23 protein-coding genes and 3 pseudogenes are annotated in these 21,620 nt (G+C 73.9%); 12 read left to right on the top strand and 14 right to left on the bottom strand.

Annotated features, from left to right (window positions below; translation table 11 throughout):
- Positions 1 to 9: 9 nt before the first annotated feature.
- The 4 genes from KCH_RS22430 to KCH_RS22415 form a co-directional block, all read right to left on the bottom strand.
- On the bottom strand, positions 10 to 411 hold the full coding sequence (locus tag KCH_RS22430) for an NUDIX hydrolase (RefSeq protein ID WP_035865576.1): 402 nt from the start codon (positions 409 to 411) through the stop codon (positions 10 to 12).
- A gap of 69 nt (positions 412 to 480) precedes the next feature.
- The gene (locus tag KCH_RS22425; protein WP_035865573.1) at positions 481 to 951 is read right to left on the bottom strand and encodes a CYTH domain-containing protein; all 471 of its coding nucleotides are present in this window, start codon (positions 949 to 951) and stop codon (positions 481 to 483) included.
- Between the two features lie 67 nt (positions 952 to 1,018).
- Positions 1,019 to 1,207 carry a hypothetical protein gene (locus KCH_RS22420; protein ID WP_035865569.1) on the bottom strand — a complete coding sequence of 63 codons (189 nt, stop codon included), beginning with the start codon at positions 1,205 to 1,207 and terminating at the stop codon, positions 1,019 to 1,021.
- A 70-nt stretch (positions 1,208 to 1,277) separates the two neighbouring features.
- Positions 1,278 to 2,081 carry a methyltransferase domain-containing protein gene (locus tag KCH_RS22415; protein WP_035865566.1) on the bottom strand — a complete coding sequence of 268 codons (804 nt, stop codon included), beginning with the start codon at positions 2,079 to 2,081 and terminating at the stop codon, positions 1,278 to 1,280.
- 138 nt (positions 2,082 to 2,219) lie between these two features.
- On the opposite strand from KCH_RS22415, the gene KCH_RS22410 reads away from it, so the two are divergent.
- The 3 genes and pseudogenes from KCH_RS22410 (at position 2,220) to KCH_RS22395 (ending at position 4,756) form a co-directional block, all read left to right on the top strand.
- Positions 2,220 to 2,807 carry a pyridoxamine 5'-phosphate oxidase family protein gene (locus tag KCH_RS22410; protein WP_035865563.1) on the top strand — a complete coding sequence of 196 codons (588 nt, stop codon included), beginning with the start codon at positions 2,220 to 2,222 and terminating at the stop codon, positions 2,805 to 2,807.
- A 49-nt stretch (positions 2,808 to 2,856) separates the two neighbouring features.
- A pseudogene (locus KCH_RS43435) lies at positions 2,857 to 3,985 on the top strand (dihydrofolate reductase family protein).
- Between the two features lie 114 nt (positions 3,986 to 4,099).
- Positions 4,100 to 4,756 carry an HAD-IA family hydrolase gene (locus tag KCH_RS22395; RefSeq protein ID WP_035865556.1) on the top strand — a complete coding sequence of 219 codons (657 nt, stop codon included), beginning with the start codon at positions 4,100 to 4,102 and terminating at the stop codon, positions 4,754 to 4,756.
- A 24-nt stretch (positions 4,757 to 4,780) separates the two neighbouring features.
- Here the strand turns inward: KCH_RS22395 and KCH_RS22390 are convergent, their stop codons facing one another.
- The 3 genes and pseudogenes from KCH_RS22390 to KCH_RS22380 all read right to left on the bottom strand — a co-directional run bounded on the left by KCH_RS22390 (position 4,781) and on the right by KCH_RS22380 (position 7,099).
- Positions 4,781 to 5,167 (bottom strand): VOC family protein, encoded by a 387-nt coding sequence (locus KCH_RS22390; protein ID WP_244305402.1) that lies wholly within the window; start codon positions 5,165 to 5,167, stop codon positions 4,781 to 4,783.
- 12 nt (positions 5,168 to 5,179) lie between these two features.
- On the bottom strand, positions 5,180 to 6,523 hold the full coding sequence (locus KCH_RS22385) for an MFS transporter (RefSeq protein WP_035865549.1): 1,344 nt from the start codon (positions 6,521 to 6,523) through the stop codon (positions 5,180 to 5,182).
- Positions 6,520 to 7,099: pseudogene (locus KCH_RS22380) on the bottom strand (TetR/AcrR family transcriptional regulator). The gene KCH_RS22385 and the pseudogene KCH_RS22380 overlap by 4 nt, the downstream one beginning before the upstream one ends.
- A 53-nt stretch (positions 7,100 to 7,152) precedes the next feature.
- On the opposite strand from KCH_RS22380, the gene KCH_RS22375 reads away from it, so the two are divergent.
- Positions 7,153 to 7,728 (top strand): Uma2 family endonuclease, encoded by a 576-nt coding sequence (locus KCH_RS22375; protein WP_035865546.1) that lies wholly within the window; start codon positions 7,153 to 7,155, stop codon positions 7,726 to 7,728.
- Between the two features lie 60 nt (positions 7,729 to 7,788).
- Here the strand turns inward: KCH_RS22375 and ychF are convergent, their stop codons facing one another.
- A complete protein-coding gene (gene ychF, locus KCH_RS22370) occupies positions 7,789 to 8,862 on the bottom strand; it encodes a redox-regulated ATPase YchF (protein WP_035865543.1) in 1,074 nt (357 codons plus the stop codon).
- Positions 8,863 to 9,041: 179 nt separating this feature from the next.
- Here ychF and KCH_RS22365 point away from each other — a divergent pair, with 179 nt between their 5' ends.
- Positions 9,042 to 9,617, top strand: a complete 576-nt coding sequence (locus KCH_RS22365) for a DUF6542 domain-containing protein (protein ID WP_157032157.1) — start codon at positions 9,042 to 9,044, stop codon at positions 9,615 to 9,617.
- 35 nt (positions 9,618 to 9,652) lie between these two features.
- Here the strand turns inward: KCH_RS22365 and ppgK are convergent, their stop codons facing one another.
- Together ppgK and KCH_RS22355 are read right to left on the bottom strand one after the other, a co-directional pair.
- A complete protein-coding gene (gene ppgK, locus KCH_RS22360) occupies positions 9,653 to 10,411 on the bottom strand; it encodes a polyphosphate--glucose phosphotransferase (RefSeq protein WP_035865539.1) in 759 nt (252 codons plus the stop codon).
- A gap of 168 nt (positions 10,412 to 10,579) precedes the next feature.
- Positions 10,580 to 11,553, bottom strand: a pseudogene (locus KCH_RS22355) (4-hydroxy-3-methylbut-2-enyl diphosphate reductase).
- Between the two features lie 75 nt (positions 11,554 to 11,628).
- Between KCH_RS22355 and KCH_RS22350 the strand changes: the two are divergent.
- From KCH_RS22350 to KCH_RS22340, 3 genes are all read left to right on the top strand, one after another.
- Complete coding sequence (locus KCH_RS22350; RefSeq protein WP_035865534.1) at positions 11,629 to 12,963, top strand: APC family permease; 1,335 nt, start codon at positions 11,629 to 11,631, stop codon at positions 12,961 to 12,963.
- Positions 12,964 to 13,027: 64 nt separating this feature from the next.
- The gene (xseA, locus tag KCH_RS22345; protein ID WP_035865531.1) at positions 13,028 to 14,242 is read left to right on the top strand and encodes an exodeoxyribonuclease VII large subunit; all 1,215 of its coding nucleotides are present in this window, start codon (positions 13,028 to 13,030) and stop codon (positions 14,240 to 14,242) included.
- 179 nt (positions 14,243 to 14,421) lie between these two features.
- A complete protein-coding gene (locus tag KCH_RS22340) occupies positions 14,422 to 14,988 on the top strand; it encodes an RNA polymerase sigma factor (protein WP_035865528.1) in 567 nt (188 codons plus the stop codon).
- 11 nt (positions 14,989 to 14,999) lie between these two features.
- Here the strand turns inward: KCH_RS22340 and KCH_RS22335 are convergent, their stop codons facing one another.
- Positions 15,000 to 15,479: a GNAT family N-acetyltransferase gene (locus KCH_RS22335; protein ID WP_035865525.1), complete on the bottom strand. Its 480-nt coding sequence runs from the start codon at positions 15,477 to 15,479 to the stop codon at positions 15,000 to 15,002.
- A 62-nt stretch (positions 15,480 to 15,541) separates the two neighbouring features.
- Here KCH_RS22335 and KCH_RS22330 point away from each other — a divergent pair, with 62 nt between their 5' ends.
- Together KCH_RS22330 and KCH_RS22325 are read left to right on the top strand one after the other, a co-directional pair.
- The gene (locus tag KCH_RS22330) at positions 15,542 to 15,772 is read left to right on the top strand and encodes an exodeoxyribonuclease VII small subunit (protein ID WP_035865522.1); all 231 of its coding nucleotides are present in this window, start codon (positions 15,542 to 15,544) and stop codon (positions 15,770 to 15,772) included.
- 135 nt (positions 15,773 to 15,907) lie between these two features.
- The gene (locus KCH_RS22325; protein ID WP_035865519.1) at positions 15,908 to 16,501 is read left to right on the top strand and encodes a malonic semialdehyde reductase; all 594 of its coding nucleotides are present in this window, start codon (positions 15,908 to 15,910) and stop codon (positions 16,499 to 16,501) included.
- 67 nt (positions 16,502 to 16,568) lie between these two features.
- Here KCH_RS22325 and KCH_RS22320 read toward each other — a convergent pair whose 3' ends face one another.
- Complete coding sequence (locus KCH_RS22320) at positions 16,569 to 17,096, bottom strand: DUF4245 domain-containing protein (protein WP_244305401.1); 528 nt, start codon at positions 17,094 to 17,096, stop codon at positions 16,569 to 16,571.
- Positions 17,097 to 17,279: 183 nt separating this feature from the next.
- On the opposite strand from KCH_RS22320, the gene glpX reads away from it, so the two are divergent.
- Positions 17,280 to 18,320, top strand: a complete 1,041-nt coding sequence (gene glpX / locus KCH_RS22315; protein WP_035865514.1) for a class II fructose-bisphosphatase — start codon at positions 17,280 to 17,282, stop codon at positions 18,318 to 18,320.
- An 85-nt stretch (positions 18,321 to 18,405) separates the two neighbouring features.
- Here glpX and KCH_RS22310 read toward each other — a convergent pair whose 3' ends face one another.
- A complete protein-coding gene (locus tag KCH_RS22310) occupies positions 18,406 to 18,759 on the bottom strand; it encodes a WhiB family transcriptional regulator (RefSeq protein ID WP_425268913.1) in 354 nt (117 codons plus the stop codon).
- Positions 18,760 to 19,004: 245 nt separating this feature from the next.
- Positions 19,005 to 19,742 (bottom strand): DUF1707 SHOCT-like domain-containing protein, encoded by a 738-nt coding sequence (locus KCH_RS22305; RefSeq protein WP_425268800.1) that lies wholly within the window; start codon positions 19,740 to 19,742, stop codon positions 19,005 to 19,007.
- Between the two features lie 198 nt (positions 19,743 to 19,940).
- On the opposite strand from KCH_RS22305, the gene KCH_RS22300 reads away from it, so the two are divergent.
- Positions 19,941 to 21,602, top strand: a complete 1,662-nt coding sequence (locus tag KCH_RS22300) for a fumarate hydratase (RefSeq protein ID WP_035865507.1) — start codon at positions 19,941 to 19,943, stop codon at positions 21,600 to 21,602.
- The last annotated feature ends 18 nt before the right edge of the window (positions 21,603 to 21,620 follow it).

Genomic DNA, 21,620 nt, shown 5'->3' with positions numbered 1-21,620 from the left:
CGCGGGCCGTCAGCGCAGGTGGCCGTCGCGGTGCAGGTCGTCGAAGAGCAGCTGGTCGACCGGGGGGACGCGGTCGCGGTCGGCGTAGCCGAACCACTCGACGTCCTCGATCTCGCTGCTGGCGGCGAGGGTGCCGGTGTAGTCGGCGAGGTAGCAGGCCATCCGGACGGTGGCGCCGGCCGGGTGGCCCGGCACGTCGGCGTGGTAGGTGCCGACGTGGGCGACGGTGTCGGGGCGGATGGCGACGGTGAGCTCCTCGGCGATCTCCCGGACGAGGGTCTGCAGGTCGGTCTCGTCGCCCTCGCGCTTGCCGCCGGGGATGTAGAACGCGTCCTTGCCGCGGGGGCGCGCGCACAGGATCCGGCCGCCCTCCAGTCGGACCCACGCCACCGTGTCGATCAGCTCTGCCATCGCCGTCCTGCCGCCCTCGTGCTCGCCGCGCGGGCGCCGTGCCGGGGCCCGCCGGCTCCCGACCCTACGTCAGGGGCGGGGCGGCCCGGCGGCGGTGGCGAGGTGCTGGTTCTTCAGGTCGGCGCGGTCGGTGACCTCGGGGCCGAACCAGGGCGGCGGGGTGAAGGCGGCGGCGTCCTCCCGGTCGGCGAACTCGACCTCGACGGTGCGCAGTCCGGCCAGCCGGCCGTGGAAGGTGTCGACCACGGCCTCGTGCCGGCCGAGCGGGACCACCCGGCGGGTCTTGGCGACCCGGGCGTGCTCGGTGGCGGGCCACAGCGCCTCGAACTGCTCGGCGGCGAGCGGGGTCTCCCACTCGCCGCGGACCAGGCCGGCGCCGCGCTTGACGGTCAGCGAGCACGCGCCGTCCTGGTCCCGCACCCGGGCCTCGGCGCCGTCCGGGCCGAGCACCAGGTAGCCCTGCCGGACCTCGAACTCCCGCCCGTCGGGGACGCTTTCGCCGTCCGGGACCAGGAACTTGCGCTCGATCTCCAGTGCCAACGGATGTCCTCCTCGCTGGTGGCCGCCCCTGCTTCCGCCACGCTACGCGGCGGCGGGCCCGCGGCGGCTACTGCGCGGCCGGTCCGGCCTCGTCGGGTTCGGTCCAGTAGAGCTGCTTGTGGCCGCGGGCCTCGAACTCGGCGGCCATCGCCTCGGCGGCGGGGCGGGTCAGGCCGCGGGCGACCAGGAAGCGGTTGCCGTTGTCGTCCTGGCGCATGACGCGGTGGGTGGCGGCCGGGCGGTCGGGGGTTCCCATGGCGCCCCACCGTAGCGGTCCGGCCCGGTGGGGGTCGGGCCGGACCGAGCCTCGGGCCGGTGATTCCCAACTAGCTTACGCGCACCAGGAGTTCACCGTGCAGGACGGCGAACCAGGCGTCCGGATGGGTGGCCCAGCGCAGCCAGCCGGCGGCGATCCGGGCCAGGTCCGCGGGGGTGGCGAGACCCTCGGCCAGGGCGGTGGCGGCGGTGTTGGAGCGCTCCGTCCGCTCGGCCCAGCTCTCCGACCACCAGGCGCGTTCGGGCCCGGTGGCGTACGTCCAGGTGCTGGAGGACGGCCGGGCGTCGGTCAGGCTGGCGGCGTGCGCCCAGGCCAGCAGGCGGCGGCCGGCGTCGGGCTCGCCGCCGGAGCTTCGGGCGGTCCGCCGGTAGAGCGCCAGCCACTCGTCCAGTTCCGGCAGTTCGGGGTACCAGGTCATGGCCGCGTAGTCGGCGTCGCGGACCGCGATCACCCCGCCGGGGGCGGTGACCCGGCGCATCTCGCGCAGTGCGGCGACCGGGTCGGCCAGGTGCTGGAGCACCTGGTGGGCGTGCACCACGTCGAACGAGGCGTCGGCGTACGGCAGCCGGTACACGTCGGCGGCCTCGAAGGTCAGCCGGTCCGGCCCGCGCCCGGCGGCCAGCGCGGCGGCCTGGACGAGCACCTCCTCCGACGGGTCGACGCCGACGACCCGGCCGGTCGGGCCGAGCCGGTCGGCCAGGTCCGCGGTGATCGTGCCGGGCCCGCAGCCGATGTCCAACAGCCGCTGGCCCGCGCGCAGTTCGGGCAGCAGGTAGGCCGCGGAGTTGGCGGCGGTGCGGGTGCGGTGCGAGCGCAGGACGGCGGCGTGGTGCCCGTGGGTGTAGCCGGCCACGGCGGTTCCCCTCTCCCTCGAAGACGACCCCTCCAGGATAGGAACGCGTTCCAAGAATCGGACAATTCCGTATCGCATGGTGAGACGACTGTGAAATGGCCTCGCCCGCGGGAGGCCGCCGGGCGCAGAATCGTCCACATGGGAAAGTCCTACGAACGCATCGACGACCGGCTGCGCGCGTTCATCGACAGGCAGCCCGTGTTCTTCGTGGCCACCGCCCCGCTGTCCGGCGACGGCCACGTCAACCTCTCCCCCAAGGGCCGCTCCGGCACCCTCGCCGTCCTCGACGAACTCACCCTCGCCTACCTGGACTTCGGCGGTTCGCACGCCGAGACCATCGCCCACCTGCGGGAGAACGGCCGGATCACCCTGATGTGGTGCGCCTTCGAGGGCCCGCCGACCGTGCTGCGGGTGCACGGCCGGGGCGAGCCGGTGTTCCGCGACGACCCCCGGTTCGCCGGGCTGCTCGGCCGCTTCGACCCCGCCGCCGACGGCGTCGGGCTGCGCGCGATCGTCCTGGTGCGGGCCGAGCGGATCAGCGACTCCTGCGGGTTCGCCGTCCCGTTCATGGACTACCGCTCCGACCGGGAGCTGCACCGGCAGTACTTCGCCCGCAAGGGCGAGGAGAACTTCGGCGACTACTGCGCGGGCAAGGACCACGTCGCCGTCAGCATCGACGGCCTGCCCTCGCTGCCGCTCCCGCTGCCGCCGCGCACCCCCGCCTGAGCGACGGCGTACGGTGGGTGGCCCGACCGCCGACCATGGAGCCCGCCCCGTGCCCCGCCCCTACGTCCTGCTGAGCGCCGCGGTGTCGATCGACGGCCACCTCGACGACGCCTCCCCCGACCGGCTGCTGCTCTCCAACGCCGAGGACTTCGACCGGGTCGACGCCCTGCGCGCCGCCAGCGACGCGATCCTGGTCGGCGGCGGCACGCTGCGCGCCGACAACCCCCGACTGCTCGTCAACTCGCCCGCCCGGCGCGCCGAACGGGAGGCCGCCGGACTGCCCGCCCACCCGCTGAAGGTCACCCTCAGCGCGAGCGGCGCGCTCTCCCCCGCGCTGCGCTTCTGGCACACCGGCGGCGCCAAGCTCGCCTACACCACCGACGCCGCCGCGCCCGCGCTGCGCGCGGCCCTGGCCGGGGCGCCCGGCACCGAGGTGGCGGGCCTCGGCGCGGCCGTCCCGCTGGGCGCCGTGCTGGACGACCTGGGCGCGCGCGGGGTGCGCCGGCTGATGGTCGAGGGCGGCGGCGGCGTGCACACCCAGTTCCTCGCCGAGGGCCTCGCCGACGAACTCCAACTCGCCGTCGCCCCGCTGCTGGTCGGCCAGCCCGCCGCACCGCGCTTCCTCGGCCCCGCCGCCTACCCCGGCGGGCCGGCCCGCCGGATGCGCCTGCTGGAGGCCCGTACCGTGGGGGACGTCGTCCTGCTGCGGTACGCCCCGAAGGAGTCCTCCGATGACCACTGACCAGGAATGGCTGCGCCGCGCGATCGAACTGTCCCGGCACTGCCCGCCGTCCCGGACGGCGTTCTCGGTGGGCGCGGTGATCGTCGGCGCGGACGGCGAGGTGCTCGCCGAGGGCTTCAGCCGGGAGGTCGACGCGGTCAACCACGCCGAGGAGGCCGCGCTCGGCAAGCTCCCGGTCGGCGATCCGCGACTGCGCACCGCCACCGTCTACAGCACCCTCGAACCGTGCGGGCGGCGCGCGTCCCGGCCGCACCCGTGCGCCGAGCTGATCGTGGCGGCCGGGGTGCCGCGGGTGGTGGTGGCCTGGCGGGAGCCCTCGCTGTTCGTCGAGGCCTGCCAGGGCACCGCGCTGCTCACCGCGGCCGGCATCGAGGTGGTGGAGCTGCCGGAGCTGGCCGAGGAGGCCCGGGCCGTGAACGCGCACCTGCTGGGGTGAGGCCCGCACGTGCCGGGTGAGGCCCGCGCCGTCCGGGGTGAGGCCCGCCCCGGGCGCCACGGGTTTTGTACGATTGTGGAACAAACACTCGCCCGAGGCCCCCGAGGAGCCCCGATGCCCGTCCTCACCCCGCCGGTCCGCGCCGTCCTGCTCGACATGGACGGCACCCTGGTCAACTCCGACGCCGTGGTCGAACGCTGCTGGCGCGCCTGGGCCGACCGCAACGGGCTCGACGGCGACACGGTGATGCGGACCGTCCACGGCCGCCAGGGCCACCTCTCCATGGCACTGCTGCTGCCCGACCGCCCGATGGAGCAGAACCACGCGGAGAACCGGCAGATGCTCGCCGAGGAGACCGCCGACACCGACGGCGTGGTCGAAGTCCCGGGCGCCCGGCGGCTGGTGGAGTCACTGGCCGGACTGCCGCACGCCCTGGTCACCTCCGCCGACGAGCGCCTCGCCCGGGTCCGGATGGCCGCGGCCGGCGTCCCGCTGCCGCCGCTGATGGTCACCGCCGAGCAGGTCGGCGCCAGCAAGCCCGACCCCGAGGGCTTCCTCAAGGCCGCCGCCGAACTCGGCGTCGCCCCTGCCGAGTGCCTCGTCCTGGAGGATTCCGAGGCCGGCATCGCCGCCGCCCGCGCCGCCGGCATGCCGGTGCTCGGCATCGGCCCGCGCGCCGCCGCCCACCGGCCCGACCACCACGTGGCCGACCTCACCGGCGTCACCGTCACCGCGAACCCGGACGGCGGCCTGGTCGTCCGACTGCCCTGACCCGCACGGCCGTTCGGCCGGGCGTCACTCGGGCAGGGCGAGGCAGAACGGATGGCCGTCCGGGTCCAGCAGCGTCACCCGGCGCTCGCCGCCCGCCTGCTGCTCCGGCCTGCTCGCCCCGGCCGCCAGCAACTCGGCGACGGCGGGCTCCAGTTCGGGCACCGTGAAGACCAGGTGCGCACGGGCCCCGTCGGACGGCCACTCCGGCGGGCGGAAACCGCCGACCCGCTGGAAGCCGATCCGCACCGGACCGTCCCCGATGAACACGTACGCCTCGCTGCGGTACGTCACCTGCCAGCCCGTCAGCAGTCGGTAGAACGCCGCCAGCCGCTCCGGGTCCGGACAGTCCAGCACCGTCGAACTCAGCGCGCCGACCGGGCGCCGGGCCGCCGTCACCTCATCCTCCGCCACCCGGCCAGCCTGTCACGCGCCGGCGGCCACGGGTTCGCGGCGCGGCGCGTGTCGGCCGACCGGCAGCGCGGCGGCCGGGAGCAGCCCGACGGCGGCGAGCACCGCCAGCACCGGCAGCGCGCCGTGCGGGCCCGCACCGGAGGCGGCCGCGATGCCCAGCGTCGGGCCGACGTTCATCGCGGTCTGCTTCAGGCCGCCGACCGCGCCCGCACAGCCCGGCGGGGCGTCGCCGACCACGCTGCCGGTGGCCGTCACCATCACCACCGCGAAACCCGCGCCCATCAGCGCCGAGGCCACCGCCGTCGCGGCGGTCGCGCCGCCGCCGGCGCCCGGGCCGGCCAGGGCGGCGATGCCCGCCACCAGCAGCAGCGCCCCGGCGAGCGCGGTGCGGCGCGGCCCGTACCGGCGCAGTGCCCGGGCGGCGGCCGGGGCGCCCAGCACCATCAGCGCGGTCAGCGGCAGCATCCGCAGCGCGGTGGCCAACGGGCCGAGCCGCAGCGCGTCCTGGAGTCGGAAGGTGGTGCTGAACAGGGCGCCGAACAGCCCGGCGGAGGAGGTCAGTAGCAGCACCAGCGAGCCGATCACCGGACGCGACCGGGCCACCGGGCGCGGCACCACCGGCTCGGCGGTGCGCCGCTCGTGGCCGGCCAGCAGGGCCAGCAGGGCTGCCGCGGCGGCGAGTTCGGCGAGCGTGCCGGGAGCGGTCCAGCCCCAGCCGGGCACCTCGGCGAGGGCGTGCACCAGCACGGCGAGCGCCGTCGCGAGCAGCGCCGCGCCCGCCAGGTCGAGCCGCTGCCGGCCGCGTTCGACCTCGGGCGGACGCAGCGCCAGGGTCATCGCCGCGATCAGCACGGCGACCGGCGCGTTGATCCAGAACACCGACCGCCAGCCGAACTGCGCCACCAGCACGCCGCCGAGCAGCGGGCCCGCGGCCGCCGCGAGCGCGATCGCGCCCGTCCGCACCGCGATCGCCCGGCCGAGCCGCTCCGGCGGGCAGCACAGCCTCAGCAGCGCCAGCGTCCCCGGCTGCAGCAGCGCCCCGAACGCGCCCTGGGCGACCCGCAGCGCGATCACCCAGCCGACCGTGGGGGCGGCCGCGATGCCCGCCGAGGCCGCACCGAAGCCCAGCACGCCCGCCAGCAGCGTCGGCCGGTGCCCGTAGCGGTCGCCGAGCCGTCCGGCCACCACCAGCAGGGCCGCCACCGCGACCAGGTAGCCGGTGCTGGTCCACTGCAACGCGGCCGCGCCTGCCCCGAGTTCGCGCCGCATCGCGGGCTGGGCGATCAGCAGCACCGTGCCGTCCAGGGCCACCAGCATGGCGGCCGCAGCGCTCACCGGGAGCGCGAGGCGGCTCACCGCGCCCCCAGGTGCGCCGTCAGGACGGCCTCCAGCAGCGCGTCCTCCCGGCCCTCGCCGAGCATCAGCCCGACGCTCCCCCAGCCCTGCAACTGCGCCAGGCCGTGCAGGTTCGCCCACAGCGCGGCCGCCACCACGGGGGCCCGCTCCGCGTCCCCCGTGCACTCCCCGACCAGCCGGGCCATCCCCCCGAACAGCGGCCCCGTCGACTCCCGCAGCCGGGGGCCGTCCGGCTCCGACCCGTCGCTGCTCAGCAGGTCGTGACGGAACATCAGCTCGTACATGCCGCGCCGCTCGGCCGCGAACGCCAGGTACTCCCGCGCCGCCCCCTCCAGCCGCGCCCGGGCCCCTCCGCCCGCACCCCTGCGAACCGCCGCGCCAGCTCCTCGAACCCGCGCCGCGCCACCGCCGACAGCAGCTCCCGGTGCGTCGGGAAGTACCGCCGCGGCGCCCCGTGCGACACCCCCGCCCGCCGGGCGATCTCCCGCAGCCCCACCGCCCCGACCCCTCCGCCAGCACCAACTCCACCCCGGCATCCACCAGGCGCTCGCGCAGGGACGTCTGCTCATCACTCATAGACACTGTCTACCAGCAGCGAGCAGACAGTGTCTACCCACTACCCTGAGGGCATGACCTCACTGCCCGACTGGATGCGCCCGCCGCGCGCGGAGGGCTGGTTCGCGGAGGATCTCGACCGCCTCCCCGAGGCGCCCCGGCACACCGAACTGATCGACGGAGCGCTCGTCTTCATGATGTCGCCGCAGCGTTGGTGGCACGGCCACCTCGTCACCATGCTCACCGTCGCACTCATGGGCCAGTGCCCGGAGGGCTTCAAGGTCGGCAGGGAGATGACCGTCAAGCTCGACTCCCGGAACCGGCCCGAGCCGGACCTGCTGGTGACCGACGCACCGATAGACCGCGACCGCACCTGGCTCGCCGCCGAAGAGGTCACGCTGGCGGTCGAGGTCGTCTCCCCCGAGTCCGCCCACCGCGACCGCACCGTCAAGCTCCGCAAGTACGCCGAGGCCGGGATCCCGCACTACTGGCGCATCGAGGACGAGGACGGCCACCCGGTCGTGCACGTCTACGAACTCGACGGGCCGACGCGGAGCTACGTCCCGGTCGGCATCTTCCGGGGCACCCTCCGGCGTCCGGTGCCGTTCGAGATCGACCTGGATCTCGAACAGCTCGTCGCCGGCCTCTGACCGCCCACGACGAAGGGACCGGCCCTGGCGGGCCGGTCCCTTCGGGTGTCGCGGGAGGCGTCAGACGTTGAAGCGGAACTCCACCACGTCGCCGTCCTGCATGACGTAGTCCTTGCCCTCGATGCGGGCCTTGCCCTTGGCGCGGGCCTCGGCGATGGAGCCGGTGGCGACGAGGTCCTCGAAGGAGGTGACCTCGGCCTTGATGAAGCCCTTCTGGAAGTCGGTGTGGATGACTCCGGCGGCCTCGGGGGCGGTGGCGCCCTGCTTGATGGTCCAGGCCCGGGCTTCCTTGGGGCCGGCGGTGAGGTAGGTCTGCAGGCCGAGGGTGGCGAAGCCGACCCGGGCGAGGGTGGCGAGGCCGGGCTCGTCCTGGCCCATGGACTGGAGGAGTTCGAGGGCCTCGTCGTCCTCGAGCTCGATGAGCTCGGACTCGATCTTCGCGTTGAGGAAGATGGCCTCGGCGGGGGCGACCAGGGCGCGCTGGGCGTTCTTGAAGTCCTCGTCGGAGAGGGCGTCCTCGTCGACGTTGAAGACGTAGAGGAACGGCTTCGCGGTCATCAGGTGGAGGTCGCGGACGAGGGTGGTGTCGAAGCCCGCCTCGAACAGGGTCTTGCCGGTTTCGAGGATGGCCTGCGCGGCCTCGGCGGCGGCCAGGACGGGGGCGGTGTCCTTCTTGAGCCGGGCTTCCTTCTGGAGCCGGGGCAGCGCCTTCTCGATGGTCTGCAGGTCGGCGAGGATCAGCTCGGTGTGGATGGTGTCGATGTCGTCCTTGGGCGACACCTTGCCGTCCACGTGGACCACGTCGGGGTCGGTGAAGGCGCGGACGACCTGGCAGATCGCGTTGGCCTCGCGGATGTTGGCGAGGAACTTGTTGCCCAGGCCCTCGCCCTCGCTGGCGCCGCGGACGATGCCGGCGATGTCCACGAAGTCGACGGTGGCGGGGAGGATGCGCTGCGAGCCGAAGATCTCGGCGAGCTTGTCCAGCCGCGGGTCGGGGACACCGACGACGCCCACGTTGGGCTCGATGGTGGCGAACGGGTAGTTGGCCGCCAGCACGTCGTTCTTGGTCAGGGCGTTGAAAAGGGTCGACTTGCCGACGTTCGGCAGGCCGACGATTCCGATCGTGAGCGACATGGAGAGTGGTGTCCCGTGGCTTGGAGGGCGTCGAGGTGGCCCGGTACGGGCCGATCCCCCAGTCTACGGGGCGTGCGGGGGCCCGAGGCAGCGCGGTGGGGCGCGCAGCGAACGGACACGGACCAATTGCTCGGCGGCCATTACACAGGGTGTCGATGATCGGACCGTACGTTGGTCGGGTGGAGCAGAGCATCCGTACCCAGCCGCCAGGGCCGAGGAGACGAGCGCCGGGGCGCGGCGCCGCCGAGGCCGCCGTTCCGGGGCAGAGCGGGCCCCCCGAATCCAGGTTGCGGTCGGCCTCCGGCGGCCGGACCGGGCCACCCGCCCTGCAGGTGCTGCACCGGCTGCTGACGGCCCGTCGGCAGCGGGCCGGCGGCCCGCCGGCCCGGCTGACGGCGGTCGGCACCGGGGTGGTCGCGGTCGCCGGGACGCTGGCGTTCGCGGCCGTGGACCGGCTGGTGTTCGGGGGGCTCGGGGTGCTGTTCGGGCTCGGCTATCTGGTGGTGTGCTTCCAGCTGGCCGTGCGGGTGCGGTACCCGGACCTGCCGGCCGCGCCGATCTGCGGGCCGATCGCGTTCGCGGCGGCACTGGTGCTGCTGCAGCCCGACGCCGCGCACGGCGTCACCGGCCAGGTGGTGGCGCTGGCCGGCGGGCTGGCGCTGCGCGCGGCCTGGCTGTTCACCGGCACCGGCCTGGCCGCCGCGATCGTCACCGCGCGTTACGTCGCCCAGCGCCGCCGCCACCGCGCCCGTTAGCCCCGCGGCCCGGAGCCCCCGGCGGCAGCGGCGGCTCAGCGGCCGGCCGTCAGCGGCTGCCGTCCGGCGGCCATCGCCGCGCCGACGATGCCCGCGTCGTTGCGGAGTTCGGCGGGCACCACCTCAGCGCGGCGGTCCTTGAGCAGCGGCAGGAACTTCTCGTGCTTGCGGCTGACGCCGCCGCCGACGATCACCAGTTGCGGGGAGAACAGCATCTCGACCAGGTCGAGGTACTCGTCGACCCGTCCGGCCCACTGCGGCCAGCTGAGGTCGTGGCGTTCCTTGGCGGCGGAGGAGGCGCGCCGTTCGGCGTCCTTGCCGCGCAGTTCGAGGTGGCCGAGTTCGGTGTTGGGGACGAGCACGCCGTCGGAGAACAGCGCGCTGCCGATGCCGGTGCCGAAGGTGAGCAGCAGGACCACGCCGGAGCGGCCGCGCCCGGCGCCGTGGGTGACTTCGGCGAGGCCGGCCGCGTCGGCGTCGTTGACCACGGTGGCGGGCATGCCGAGCGCCTCGCTGAACCGGGTGGCGGCGTCCAGGCCGATCCAGCCCTTGTCGACGTTGGCGGCGGTGCGGGTGTGCCCGTCGACGACCACGCCGGGGAAGGTCAGGCCGACCGGGCCTCGGTGCTCGAAGTGCCGGACGACCTCGCAGACGGCGTCGATCACCGCGTCGGGCCCGGACGGGTGCGGGGTGAGGACCTTGTGCCGCTCCTGCGCGAGCACGCCCCTGTCCAGGTCGACCGGTGCGCCCTTGATGCCCGAACCGCCGATGTCCACGCCGAAGACCGTCGTCACTGCCGTCGCCTTCCGTAGCGCCGGGGCGTCCGCTGCCGGCCGGCTCTCGCACCAACGTACGGGGGCGCGGGGGCGGGCGCAGCCGTTCCCGGACGGTCCCCGCCCGCACGGGCGACGCCCGGACCCCTCGGGAGGAGGAATCCGGGCGTCGGCGGAGTCGACGGGGGCTCAGACCTTGCCGGCGGCCTCGGCGCGCAGGTCGCGGCGGAGCTCCTTGGGGAGCGAGAAGGTCAGGTGCTCCTCGGCGGTCTTGACGATCTGCACGTCCTCGAAGCCGTGCGCGGCGAGCAGCTGCAGCACGCCGTCGACCAGGATCTCCGGCACGGACGCGCCGCTGGTCAGGCCGACCGTCCGCACGCCCTCCAGCCAGGCCGGGTCGATCTCCTCGGCGAAGTCGACCAGGTGGGCGGCCTTGGCGCCGTACTCCAGGCCGACCTCGACCAGGCGGACCGAGTTGGAGGAGTTCTTGGAGCCGACCACGATCAGCAGGTCGGCCTCGGGGGCGAGCTGCTTGACGGCGACCTGGCGGTTCTGGGTGGCGTAGCAGATGTCGTCGCTGGGCGGGGAGACCAGCAGCGGGAAGCGCTCCTTGAGGGCGCCGACGGTCTCCATGGTCTCGTCCACGGAGAGGGTGGTCTGGGAGAGCCAGACCAGCTTGGACTCGTCGCGGACCTTCACGTTGGCGACGTCCTCGGCGCCGTCCACCAGGTGGATCCGGTCGGGGGCCTCGCCCATCGTGCCGACGACCTCCTCGTGGCCCTCGTGGCCGATCAGCAGGATGTCGTAGTCCTCGTCGGCGAACCGGCGGGCCTCCTTGTGCACCTTGGTGACCAGCGGGCAGGTCGCGTCGATGGTGGCGAGCTTGCCGGCCTCGGCCTCGTCGTGGACCGACGGGGCGACACCGTGCGCGGAGAACACCACGATCGCGCCCTCGGGCACCTCCTCCGTCTCGTCGACGAAGATCGCGCCCTGCTTCTCCAGGGTCTGCACGACGTACTTGTTGTGGACGATCTGCTTGCGGACGTAGATGGGCGCCCCGTACTGCTCCAGGGCCTTCTCCACGGCGATCACGGCGCGGTCGACACCCGCGCAGTAGCCACGGGGGCGGCGAGCAGGACACGGCGCTGAGCACTGGTGGACATGGCTCCATCGTACGGGCGAGTCGGGCGGGCTCGGACGCGCGTCGCCGCCGTGCCGCGGGCGGGGCGCGGGGTGGAATGGCAAGGGTGAACGCACAGGCGCAGGACACGGAGCTGCGGCGCACTCTCGGGGTGCGCGATCTGATGGTGTACGGGCTGCTGTTCATCGCCCCGATGGCGCCGGTCGGCGTGTTCGGGGTGCTGGACGCGAAGAGCCACGGCGCGGTGGCGGCCGTGTACCTGGTGGCCACGGTGGCGATGGGGTTCACGGCCGTGTCGTACGCCGAGATGGTGCGCGCGGTGCCGCGGGCCGGCTCGGTGTTCGCGTACGCCCGGGCCGGGCTCGGCGAGGGGCCGGGGTTCGTCGCCGGGTGGATGGCGATGCTGGACTACCTGCTGATCCCGGCCGTCGCGTACCTGTTCTCCGGGATCGCGCTGAACTCGCTGGTTCCGGACGTGTCCCGCTGGGTGTGGACGACGCTCGCGGTGCTGCTGACCACGGCGCTCAACCTGAGCGGGGTGCGGACGGCCGCCGTGGTCGGCTTCGCGGTGCTGGCCATGGAGATCGTGGTGCTGGCGGTGTTCGTGGTCGCCGCGGTGGTGGTGCTGGCGCAGCACGGGGCGGCCCGCGACTGGGGCTCCCCGTTCGGGGGAGTCGGCGAGTTCTCATTGACGGCGGTGCTGTCGGCGGTGTCGGTCGCGGTGCTGTCCTTCCTCGGCTTCGACGCGATCGCGTCCTTCGTCGAGGAGGCGGTGGGCGCGTCCGCAGCGGTCGCCCGGGCCGTGCTGTGGTGCCTGTTCGCGGCCGGCCTGCTGTTCGTCGCGCAGACCTACCTGGCGGCCGTGCTGGAGCCCATGACGCCCGATCAGCTGGCCGCCGACCCGGCCGCGCAGGGGTCGGCGTTCTACGACACCGTCGAGGCCGGGGTCGGGCACTGGCTGCACGTGCTGATCGCCGCGTCGAAGGCGATCGGCGCCGCGTTCGCCGCGCTGGCCGGGCAGGCCGCGGCCGGGCGGCTGGTGTTCGCGATGGGGCGGGAGGGCCGGCTGCCCCGGGTGCTGGGCGTGGTCGACCTCCGCTCCGCGGTGCCGCGGCGGGCGCTGCTGGCCGCGGCCGTCATCACGCTGGTCGCCGCGGTCTGGGCGGCCAGCAGGGACGACGGGCTCGACCAGCTGACCTCGGTGGTCAACGTCGGCGCGCTCACCGCGTTCGTGCTGCTGCACTGCTCGGTGGTCGGCTGGTACGTGGTGCGCGGCGGCTCGCGCGACTGGCTGCGCCACGGCGTGGTGCCGCTGCTCGGCATCGCGGTGATCGTCGCGGTGCTGGTGGAGGCCTCGCACACGGCGCTGGTGGTGGGCGCGGTCTGGTTCGCGGCGGGGATGCTGGTGCTGCTCGTCGGGCGACGGCGGTAGCGCGGCGGCCGGGGGGGTTCCGCGCCGCCGGGGTTCCCGTCCGTGGTTCGCATAGCCTCGGGGGATGGCGAATGCGAGCAGTCCGGAAGCACCCCTGCCGGTGGGGAAGGTCTCGGCGCTGATCGGCGGGTGGGTCGATCGGCTGGGCGAGGTGTGGGTGGAGGGGCAGATCGCGCAGCTGTCCCGGCGGCCGGGGGCGGGGATGGTGTTCCTGACGCTGCGCGACCCGGACCGGGACGTCTCGCTGACGGTGACCTGCTTCCGGTCGGTGTTCGAGCAGGTCGCGGACGCGGTGCAGGAGGGCTCGCGGGTGATCGTGCTGGCGAAGCCGGAGTGGTACGCGGCGCGCGGCACGCTCTCGCTGCGGGCCTCCGAGATCCGGCTCGTCGGGCTGGGTGAACTGCTGGCGCGGCTGGAGCAGTTGAAGCGGAAGCTGTTCGCCGAGGGCCTGTTCGAGGACGCCCGGAAGAAGCCGCTGCCGTTCCTGCCGGGCTGCGTGGGCCTGGTGACCGGCCGCGGTTCGGCCGCCGAGCGGGACGTGCTGGAGAACGCCCGGCGGCGCTGGCCGGCGGTCCGCTTCGAGGTGCGGAACGTGCTGGTGCAGGGCCCGCAGGCGGTGGGTCAGGTGTGCGCGGCGGTACGGGAGTTGGACGCGCATCCGGACGTGGAGGTGATCGTGGTGGCCCGCGGCGGCGGCAGCGTGGAGGACCTGCTGCCGTTCTCCGACGAGGAGCTGGTGCGGACGGTGGCGGCGGCCCGGACGCCGGTGGTGAGCGCGATCGGCCACGAGCCGGACCAGCCGCTGCTGGACTTCGTCGCGGATCTGCGGGCCTCCACGCCGACCGACGCGGCGAAGCGGGTGGTGCCGGACGTGGGCGAGGAGCTGGCCCGGGTGCGGCAGTTGCGGGACCGGGCGCGGCGGTACGTGCTGCACCGGGTGGACCGCGAGGAGGCGGGCCTGGCGTCGGTGCGCAGTCGGCCGGCGCTGGCGGCGCCGACCGAGGCGGTGGCGGCGCGCGGCGCGGAGGTAACGGCGCTGGTGGAGCGGGCCCGCCGGGTGCTGGGGCACCGGCTGGACCACGCGCAGACCGATCTGGGGCACGCGCTGGCCCGGGTGGTGGCGCTGTCGCCGCTGGCGACGCTGGAGCGCGGCTACGCGGTGCTGCAGCGCGCGGACGGCGCGGTGGTGACGGATCCGGCGCTGCTCGCGGACGGCGAGGCGCTGCGGGCCCGGGTGGCGGGCGGCGCGTTCGGCGTGCGGGTGGCGGAGCAGGGCTGACGGCCCGCCGGGGGCGTCCGGGGCGGCTCGCGCGAAGGCCCGCGAGCCCCCTCCGGAACGGGAGTTCCGGGGTGTTCGCGGAGCTTTTCCGCGAATCGCTTGCAGGGGTGCGAACCGGGTCCTAGGGTGACGGACCTTCCCATTTCCGGAGCTTTCCCTGAGCTTTCCCGGAGGTTCGCATGGAGGAATTCCCGCCGCGGCGACCGGTGGCGGCGCCCGCGCTGATCGAGGCCGCGAAACGGGGGGACGCCGAGGCCTGGGCGGCGCTGTACCGGCAGTACCACGGCGCGGTGCTGGCGTACCTGCTCCGCCGGACCGGGAGCCGTCCGCTGTCCGAGGACCTGGCGCAGGACACCTTCGTCCGCGCGATGGCGGGCATCGGGGGCTTCCGGTGGACCGGCACGGACCTCGGCGCGTGGCTGTTCACGATCGCCCGGCACGTGCTGCTGGACCACGAGAAGCGCCGCTCCACCCGCAGCGAGTCGGCGGTGGCGGCGGTCGCCGACCGGGACTCGGGGGTGCGGGTGGAGGAGTCGGTGATCGCGGCGGCGGAGGCGGCCCGGGTGTGCGCGGCGCTGGCCGGGCTGACCGAGCGTCAGCGGGCGGTGGTGCGGCTGCGGTACTGGGACGGGCTGAGCTCGCCGGAGATCGCCGACCGGACCGGGCTGCGGGTGGGCGCGGTGAAGACGCTCACCTACCGGGCCCGGCTGAGCCTGCGCCGCTCGCTGACCCGGCCGGCCCGGTAGGTGACGGCCGCTCAGTCGGCGAGCAGCCGCTGACGGGAGAGCGCGGTGGAGTGCTCGTGGAAGCCGAGGCTGCGGTAGAGGCTCTCGCCGCCCTCGGTGGCGTGCAGGTCGATCCGGGTGGCGCGGTGCGCGTCGAACCAGGCGACCAGCGCCTCGGTGCAGGCCCGGGCGTGGCCGCGGCCGCGGTGGTCGGGGTCGGTGCAGATGTTGAAGACGAAGCCGAACAGGCCGTCGGGGTGCCCGGGGGCGGGCAGCCGCTGCTCCAGGGTGCCGACGGCGCAGCTGGCCAGCCGTCCGGGGCGGTCGGGGTCGTCGATCACGTAGGCCTGCAGGCGGCGCTCGGGCTCGGCGAGCTGACGGGCCACCAGCTCCCGGGCGGTGTGCTGCCAGGGGCCGGGGCGCTGTTCGCCCTGCATGGACTCGAACATCAGGGTGCGCAGGCGGACCAGTTCGGCGGCGTCCTCGGGCCGGGCCGGGCGTGGGGTGCTCATGCCCGGCAGCGTAGGACGGGGCGCAAGGGGTTTTGTCGGGCCGAGCGCCTACCCTGGGCGGCATGGCTGATCAGCAGGGTGCGGGTGCCGAGCAGGTGCTCGGGTACGAGCAGGCGCGGGACGAGCTGCTGGAGGTGGTCCGGCGGCTGGAGACCGGCGGGACGACGCTGGAGGAGTCGCTGGCGCTGTGGGAGCGCGGCGAGCAGCTGGCGAAGGTGTGCCAGCGCTGGCTGGACGGCGCCCGAGCCCGGCTGGACGCGGCGCTGGCGGCGGAGGAGTCCGCCGCCGGGTGAGCCGCGGGGCCGCAGTGTGGTGCGGATCACATCCCCGCCCGGGAATGGTTTAACTTTCATCGAAGTTGGACCGGTCTGTGCGGCGCCCGCCGCACTCCCGGAACCGCCCCCCCAGCTTTGAGGTAGGACAACGTCATGACCCTGGCCCTCGACGCCGCCGCCCAGGACCTGCTCTTCCGCGAGGCCCGCACCGCCAACACCTTCACGGACGAGCCGGTCAGCGACGAGCAGATCCAGGCGATCTACGAGCTGGTCAAGTTCGGCCCGACCGCCTTCAACCAGCAGCCGCTGCGCATCGTCCTGGTCCGCTCCGAGGAGGGCCGCGCCCGCCTGGTCAAGCACATGGCGGACGGCAACAAGGCCAAGACCTCCACCGCGCCGCTGGTCGCGATCCTGGCCGCCGACAACGAGTTCCACGAGGAGCTCCCGTCGCAGCTGCCGCACTTCCCGCAGGCCAAGGACATGTTCTTCAGCGAGCGCCAGGTCCGCGAGTCCTCCGCCACCCTGAACGGCGCCCTGCAGGCCGCGTACTTCATCATCGGCGTGCGCGCCGCCGGCCTGGCCGCCGGCCCGATGACCGGCTTCGACGCCGAGGGCATCGACAAGGAGTTCTTCGGCGAGGGCGACCACTCGGTGCTGGCCGTCGTCAACATCGGCAAGCCCGGCGAGGAGGCCTGGTTCCCGCGCGGCCCGCGCCTCGCCTACGACCAGGTCGTCACCACCGTCTGAGTCTCCGGACGCGACCGACGCGAAGGCCCCCGCCGTGCCCGGCGGGGGCCTTCCGCGTGTCCGCGTGCTACTTCAGCGACTCGGCGAGCTGCGCGAGCTCCTCGTACGAGGCGGTGCCGGTGAGCACCGTGGTGCCGGTGCTGCCGGCCGGGCGGGTCAGCGCCCGGTAGCGCTCGCCCTGCACCCGCTGCCAGTCCTGGCCGGCCACCGTGGAGCTGCCGTCCGGCTTGCCGCCGGGCACGTTCCTGGCGACCACCTCGTCGGCCTTGCCGTCGCTCTGCTCGATCGCCGCGTACTGGCCGGAGGCGGTGCTGAAGCCCAGGTGCCACACGGCGTGGCCCTTGTCGTTCGCGCTGTAGGTCACCGAGGTGGCCTGCCAGCCGGCCGGCAGCGTCTGCGGGCCGAGCAGCGGGTACGGGGCGGCGCGCTTCGCCGACGCCAGTTCCGCCTGGTACGGCACCGGGTGCACGCCGCTGTTGCCGTCCGCGCTCGGGATGCTGAAGTACGCCACGGTGACCACTACGCCGACCGCCGCCATCGACAGGACCATGTCCCGTACCGTCTGACGGCCCCTCTTGCTGCTGTTGCCTGCCACCCGCCCATGGTAGGCGGCGCTTACGGAACGTCGGTGCACCGGGAGGCCCGCCGCCGTGCGCGAGGAGTGCGCCACAGACACCCGTCCCACCTGCCGATACGATCGCAGCAACCCTCATCGCAGCGCTGGTGACCCTTCGTGGCCCGACGCTGACTGGCCGTCGCGTACAGAGAGGTAACGACGATGACCACGCAGTACCCGCACCACCTTCCCAGCGCCCTGGAGGTCGCGCCGGAAGCCCCCGACCGCAACCTGGCCCTCGAACTGGTCCGGGTCACCGAGGCCGCCGCGATGGCGGCCGGCCGGTGGGTCGGCCGGGGCGACAAGAACGGCGCCGACGGCGCGGCCGTGAAGGCGATGCGCACGCTCGTCTCCACCGTGTCGATGAACGGCGTCGTCGTGATCGGCGAGGGCGAGAAGGACGAAGCCCCGATGCTCTACAACGGCGAGCGGGTCGGCGACGGCACCGGCGCCGAGTGCGACGTCGCGGTCGACCCGGTGGACGGCACCACGCTGACCGCCAAGGGCATGAACAACGCCGTCGCGGTCCTCGCGGTCGCCGACCGCGGCACCATGTTCGACCCCAGCGCGGTCTTCTACATGGACAAGCTGGTCTGCGGTCCGGAGGCCGCCGACTTCGTCGACATCACCGCCCCCGCGGCCGTCAACATCCGCCGCGTCGCCAAGGCCAAGGGCACCTCCGTCGAGGACGTCACCGTCGTCGTCCTGGACCGGCCCCGCCACAACGACCTGGTCCGGGAGATCCGCGAGGCCGGCGCCCGGATCAAGTTCATCTCCGACGGCGACGTGGCCGGCGCGATCATGGCGGCCCGCGAGGGCACCGGCGTCGACCTGCTGATGGGCGTCGGCGGCACCCCCGAGGGCATCATCGCGGCCTGCGCGATGAAGTGCATGGGCGGCGTCATCCAGGGCCGGCTGTGGCCCAAGGACGACGCGGAGCGCCAGAAGGCGCTGGACGCCGGGCACGACCTGGACCGGGTGCTGCACACCGACGACCTGGTCAGCGGCGAGAACGTGTTCTTCGTCGCCACCGGCATCACCGACGGCGAGCTGCTCCGCGGCGTCCACTACCGCTCGGAGACCGCCACCACCTCCTCGCTGGTGATGCGCTCCAAGAGCGGGACGATCCGCCGGATCGACTCCACCCACAAGCTGTCGAAGCTGCGGGCCTACAGCGCGATCGACTTCGACCGGGCCAACTGAGCCGGTCGGTCCGGGCCCGCCGGGGCCGGACACGCGCGTTCGGGGGCGCTGGGGTGACCCCAGTGCCCCCGAACGCGCGTCGGCCTCAGCCCGCTATCCGCTCCGTCAGGCGCCTGGCGTCCAGCAGCTCCGCGTCCCGGCGGCGCCGGCGGGCGAGCACCACCCGGCGCTCGGCGGCCGTCAGCCCGCCCCACACGCCGTACGGCTCGGGCTGGGCCAGCGCGTGCTCGCGGCACTCCAGCAGCACCGGGCAGCGGGCGCAGACGCGCTTGGCGTGCTCCTCGCGGGAGAGCCGGGCGGCCGTCGGCTCCTTGGACGGAGCGAAGAACAGCCCGGCCTCGTCGCTGCGGCAGGCGGCCGAGGTGTGCCAGGGGTTGTCGTCCGGATCCGGCTGGACCGCGGGGCGGCGGGCGGCGGCGGTGGACTCGATCGGATGCAGCACGGTTACTCCTGACCAGGCTCAACGGCTCGGGGATCGGTCGCCTCCTGCCCGACTGCCCCGTGCTCCCTCGCCGTGGCACCGTCGCCGACCCGCGGGGTCACAGCCGTACAGGAACGATGTGCGATTGGAACTACCCCGCCGCCCGCGGATTCATGCACACCGCACGCAATCGACTACCCAGTGCACTCGGAACAACGACGAGTGCCGCCAGGCGAGTTGACGATCCGTCGGATCGCCGCAGGTCAGCCCTCGAGCTGCTTGCGGACCCACTCCTTGAGCTTCTTGCCGCGCTTCGGCTTGGCCTCGCAACCGCCGAACACCGCCGCGCCCTTGAGGCGCACCACCGGGGCGTACGGGTCCGGGGCGGTCTGCTCACGAACCTCGAAGCCGCCGAAGATGCCCGCCCCGCCGCCCTGCAGGCTGACGTTCTCCGGCACCCGGATCTCGACGCCGCCGAACACCGCGTACACCTCGATGACGACCTCCGGCGACTCGAACACCGCGTCGGTCAGGTCGATCTCGATGCCGCCGAACACCGCGACGGCCTTCAGGTGCGAGCCGACCCGCCAACGGCCCTTGCGGGCCGCGCCGCCGAACACCGCGAGCATGGTGGGCGCCTCGGCCCGGGCCGGCGGCAGCTGCGGCTGCGGCGCCGGCGCGGGCGCCGGGGCGTCCAGCGGGGCCTTGGTCAGGTTGTGCCGGATCGCGCCCGGGTGGCTCGGCAGGTCGCGGGTGAGCGGCTCCAACTCGCCGAAGGTGCGGGCGTTGTAGGCGGCCTCGATCCGTTCGGCGTGCTCGTCGGCGGTGAGGCGGCCCTCCGCGTAGGCGTCGCGCAGCAGGTCGGCGACGCGTTCGCGGTCGGCGTCGGCGGCCCGGAGCTCGGCGGCCAGGTCGGTGGGGGCGGGAGCCGTCGCGGGCTCCTTCTTCTGCATCGGGGCGGGCGGCTGGCCCTGCGGCTGCTGCGCGGGAGAGTTGTCCACGTCACAAGCCTAGCGAGCCGCCCCGTGAACCGAACGGCGGTTCGACGCAAAGCGCGTGGCCGCGCGGGCGGGCGGTCCGGCCCGGTCCGCACGTGACCCCTGTCACGCAGGCCGACCTGAGCGCCGGGGCCGCGCGCCGTGCGCCTAACCTGGAGGGTGCCTCGTCGACGACGCCGAAAGAACTGAAGGATCTCCCCCATGGCTTCAGAGTTCGCCTACCGCGACCTGCTCCCGCTCGGTGCGGACACCACCCCGTACCGCAAGCTCACCTCCGAGGGCGTCTCCACCTTCGAGGCCGGCGGCCGCACCTTCCTGCAGGTCGAGCCGGAGGCCCTGCGGCTGCTCACCGCCGAGGCGATGCACGACATCTCGCACTACCTGCGCCCGGCCCACCTGGCCCAGCTGCGCCGCATCCTGGACGACCCGGAGGCCAGCCCGAACGACCGCTTCGTGGCGCTGGACCTGCTGAAGAACGTCAACATCTCGGCCGGCGGCATCCTCCCGATGTGCCAGGACACCGGCACCGCGATCGTGATGGGCAAGCGCGGCCAGAACGTCCTGACGTCCGGTCAGGACGAGTCGGCGATCGCCCGCGGCGTGTACGACGCGTACACCAAGCTGAACCTGCGCTACTCCCAGATGGCCCCCGTGACCATGTGGGACGAGAAGAACACCGGCAACAACCTGCCGGCCCAGATCGAGCTGTACGCCACCGACGGGGACGCCTACAAGTTCCTGTTCATGGCCAAGGGCGGCGGCTCGGCGAACAAGTCGTACCTGTACCAGGAGACCAAGGCGATCCTCAACGAGTCGTCGATGCTCTCCTTCCTGGAGCAGAAGATCCGCTCGCTCGGCACCGCGGCCTGCCCGCCGTACCACCTGGCGATCGTGGTCGGCGGCACCAGCGCCGAGTTCGCCCTGAAGACCGCGAAGTACGCCTCCGCGCACTACCTGGACAACCTGCCCACCGGCGGCGACGCGAAGACCGGCCACGGCTTCCGCGACCTGGAGCTGGAGCAGAAGGTCTTCGAGCTCACCCAGAAGATCGGCATCGGCGCCCAGTTCGGCGGCAAGTACTTCTGCCACGACGTCCGCGTCATCCGCCTCCCCCGGCACGGCGCCTCGCTGCCCGTCGCGATGGCCGTCTCCTGCTCGGCCGACCGCCAGGCGCTCGGCAAGATCACCGCCGAGGGCGTGTTCCTGGAGCAGCTGGAGACCGAGCCGGCGAAGTACCTGCCGGAGACCACCGACGCCCACCTCGACGGCGACGTGGTCCGGGTCGACCTCGACCAGCCGATGTCCGCGATCCGCGAGCAGCTCTCCAAGTACCCGGTGAAGACCCGGCTCTCGCTCTCCGGCACGCTCGTCGTCGCCCGCGACATCGCGCACGCCAAGATCAAGGAGCGGCTGGACGCCGGCGAGGGCATGCCGCAGTACATGAAGGACCACCCGGTCTACTACGCGGGCCCCGCGAAGACCCCCGAGGGCTACGCCTCCGGCTCCTTCGGCCCCACCACCGCCGGCCGGATGGACTCCTACGTCGACCAGTTCCAGGCCGCGGGCGGCTCCATGGTGATGCTCGCCAAGGGCAACCGCTCCAAGCAGGTCACCAAGGCCTGCAACGAGCACGGCGGCTTCTACCTCGGCTCGATCGGCGGCCCCGCCGCGCGCCTCGCCCAGGACTGCATCAAGAAGGTCGAGGTCCTCGAGTACCCCGAGCTCGGCATGGAGGCCGTCTGGCGCATCGAGGTCGAGGACTTCCCGGCGTTCATCGTCGTCGACGACAAGGGCAACGACTTCTTCGCCGAGGTCACCGACGGCCCGCTGATCACCAGCCTGCGGGTGCGCTCGGCGCAGTGACCCGCTGAAACGGGACGA

The sequence above is a fragment of the Kitasatospora cheerisanensis KCTC 2395 genome (assembly GCF_000696185.1).
In the GTDB taxonomy this organism is placed as follows: domain Bacteria; phylum Actinomycetota; class Actinomycetes; order Streptomycetales; family Streptomycetaceae; genus Kitasatospora; species Kitasatospora cheerisanensis.
This window is presented reverse-complemented; position numbering and strand designations above follow the sequence as displayed.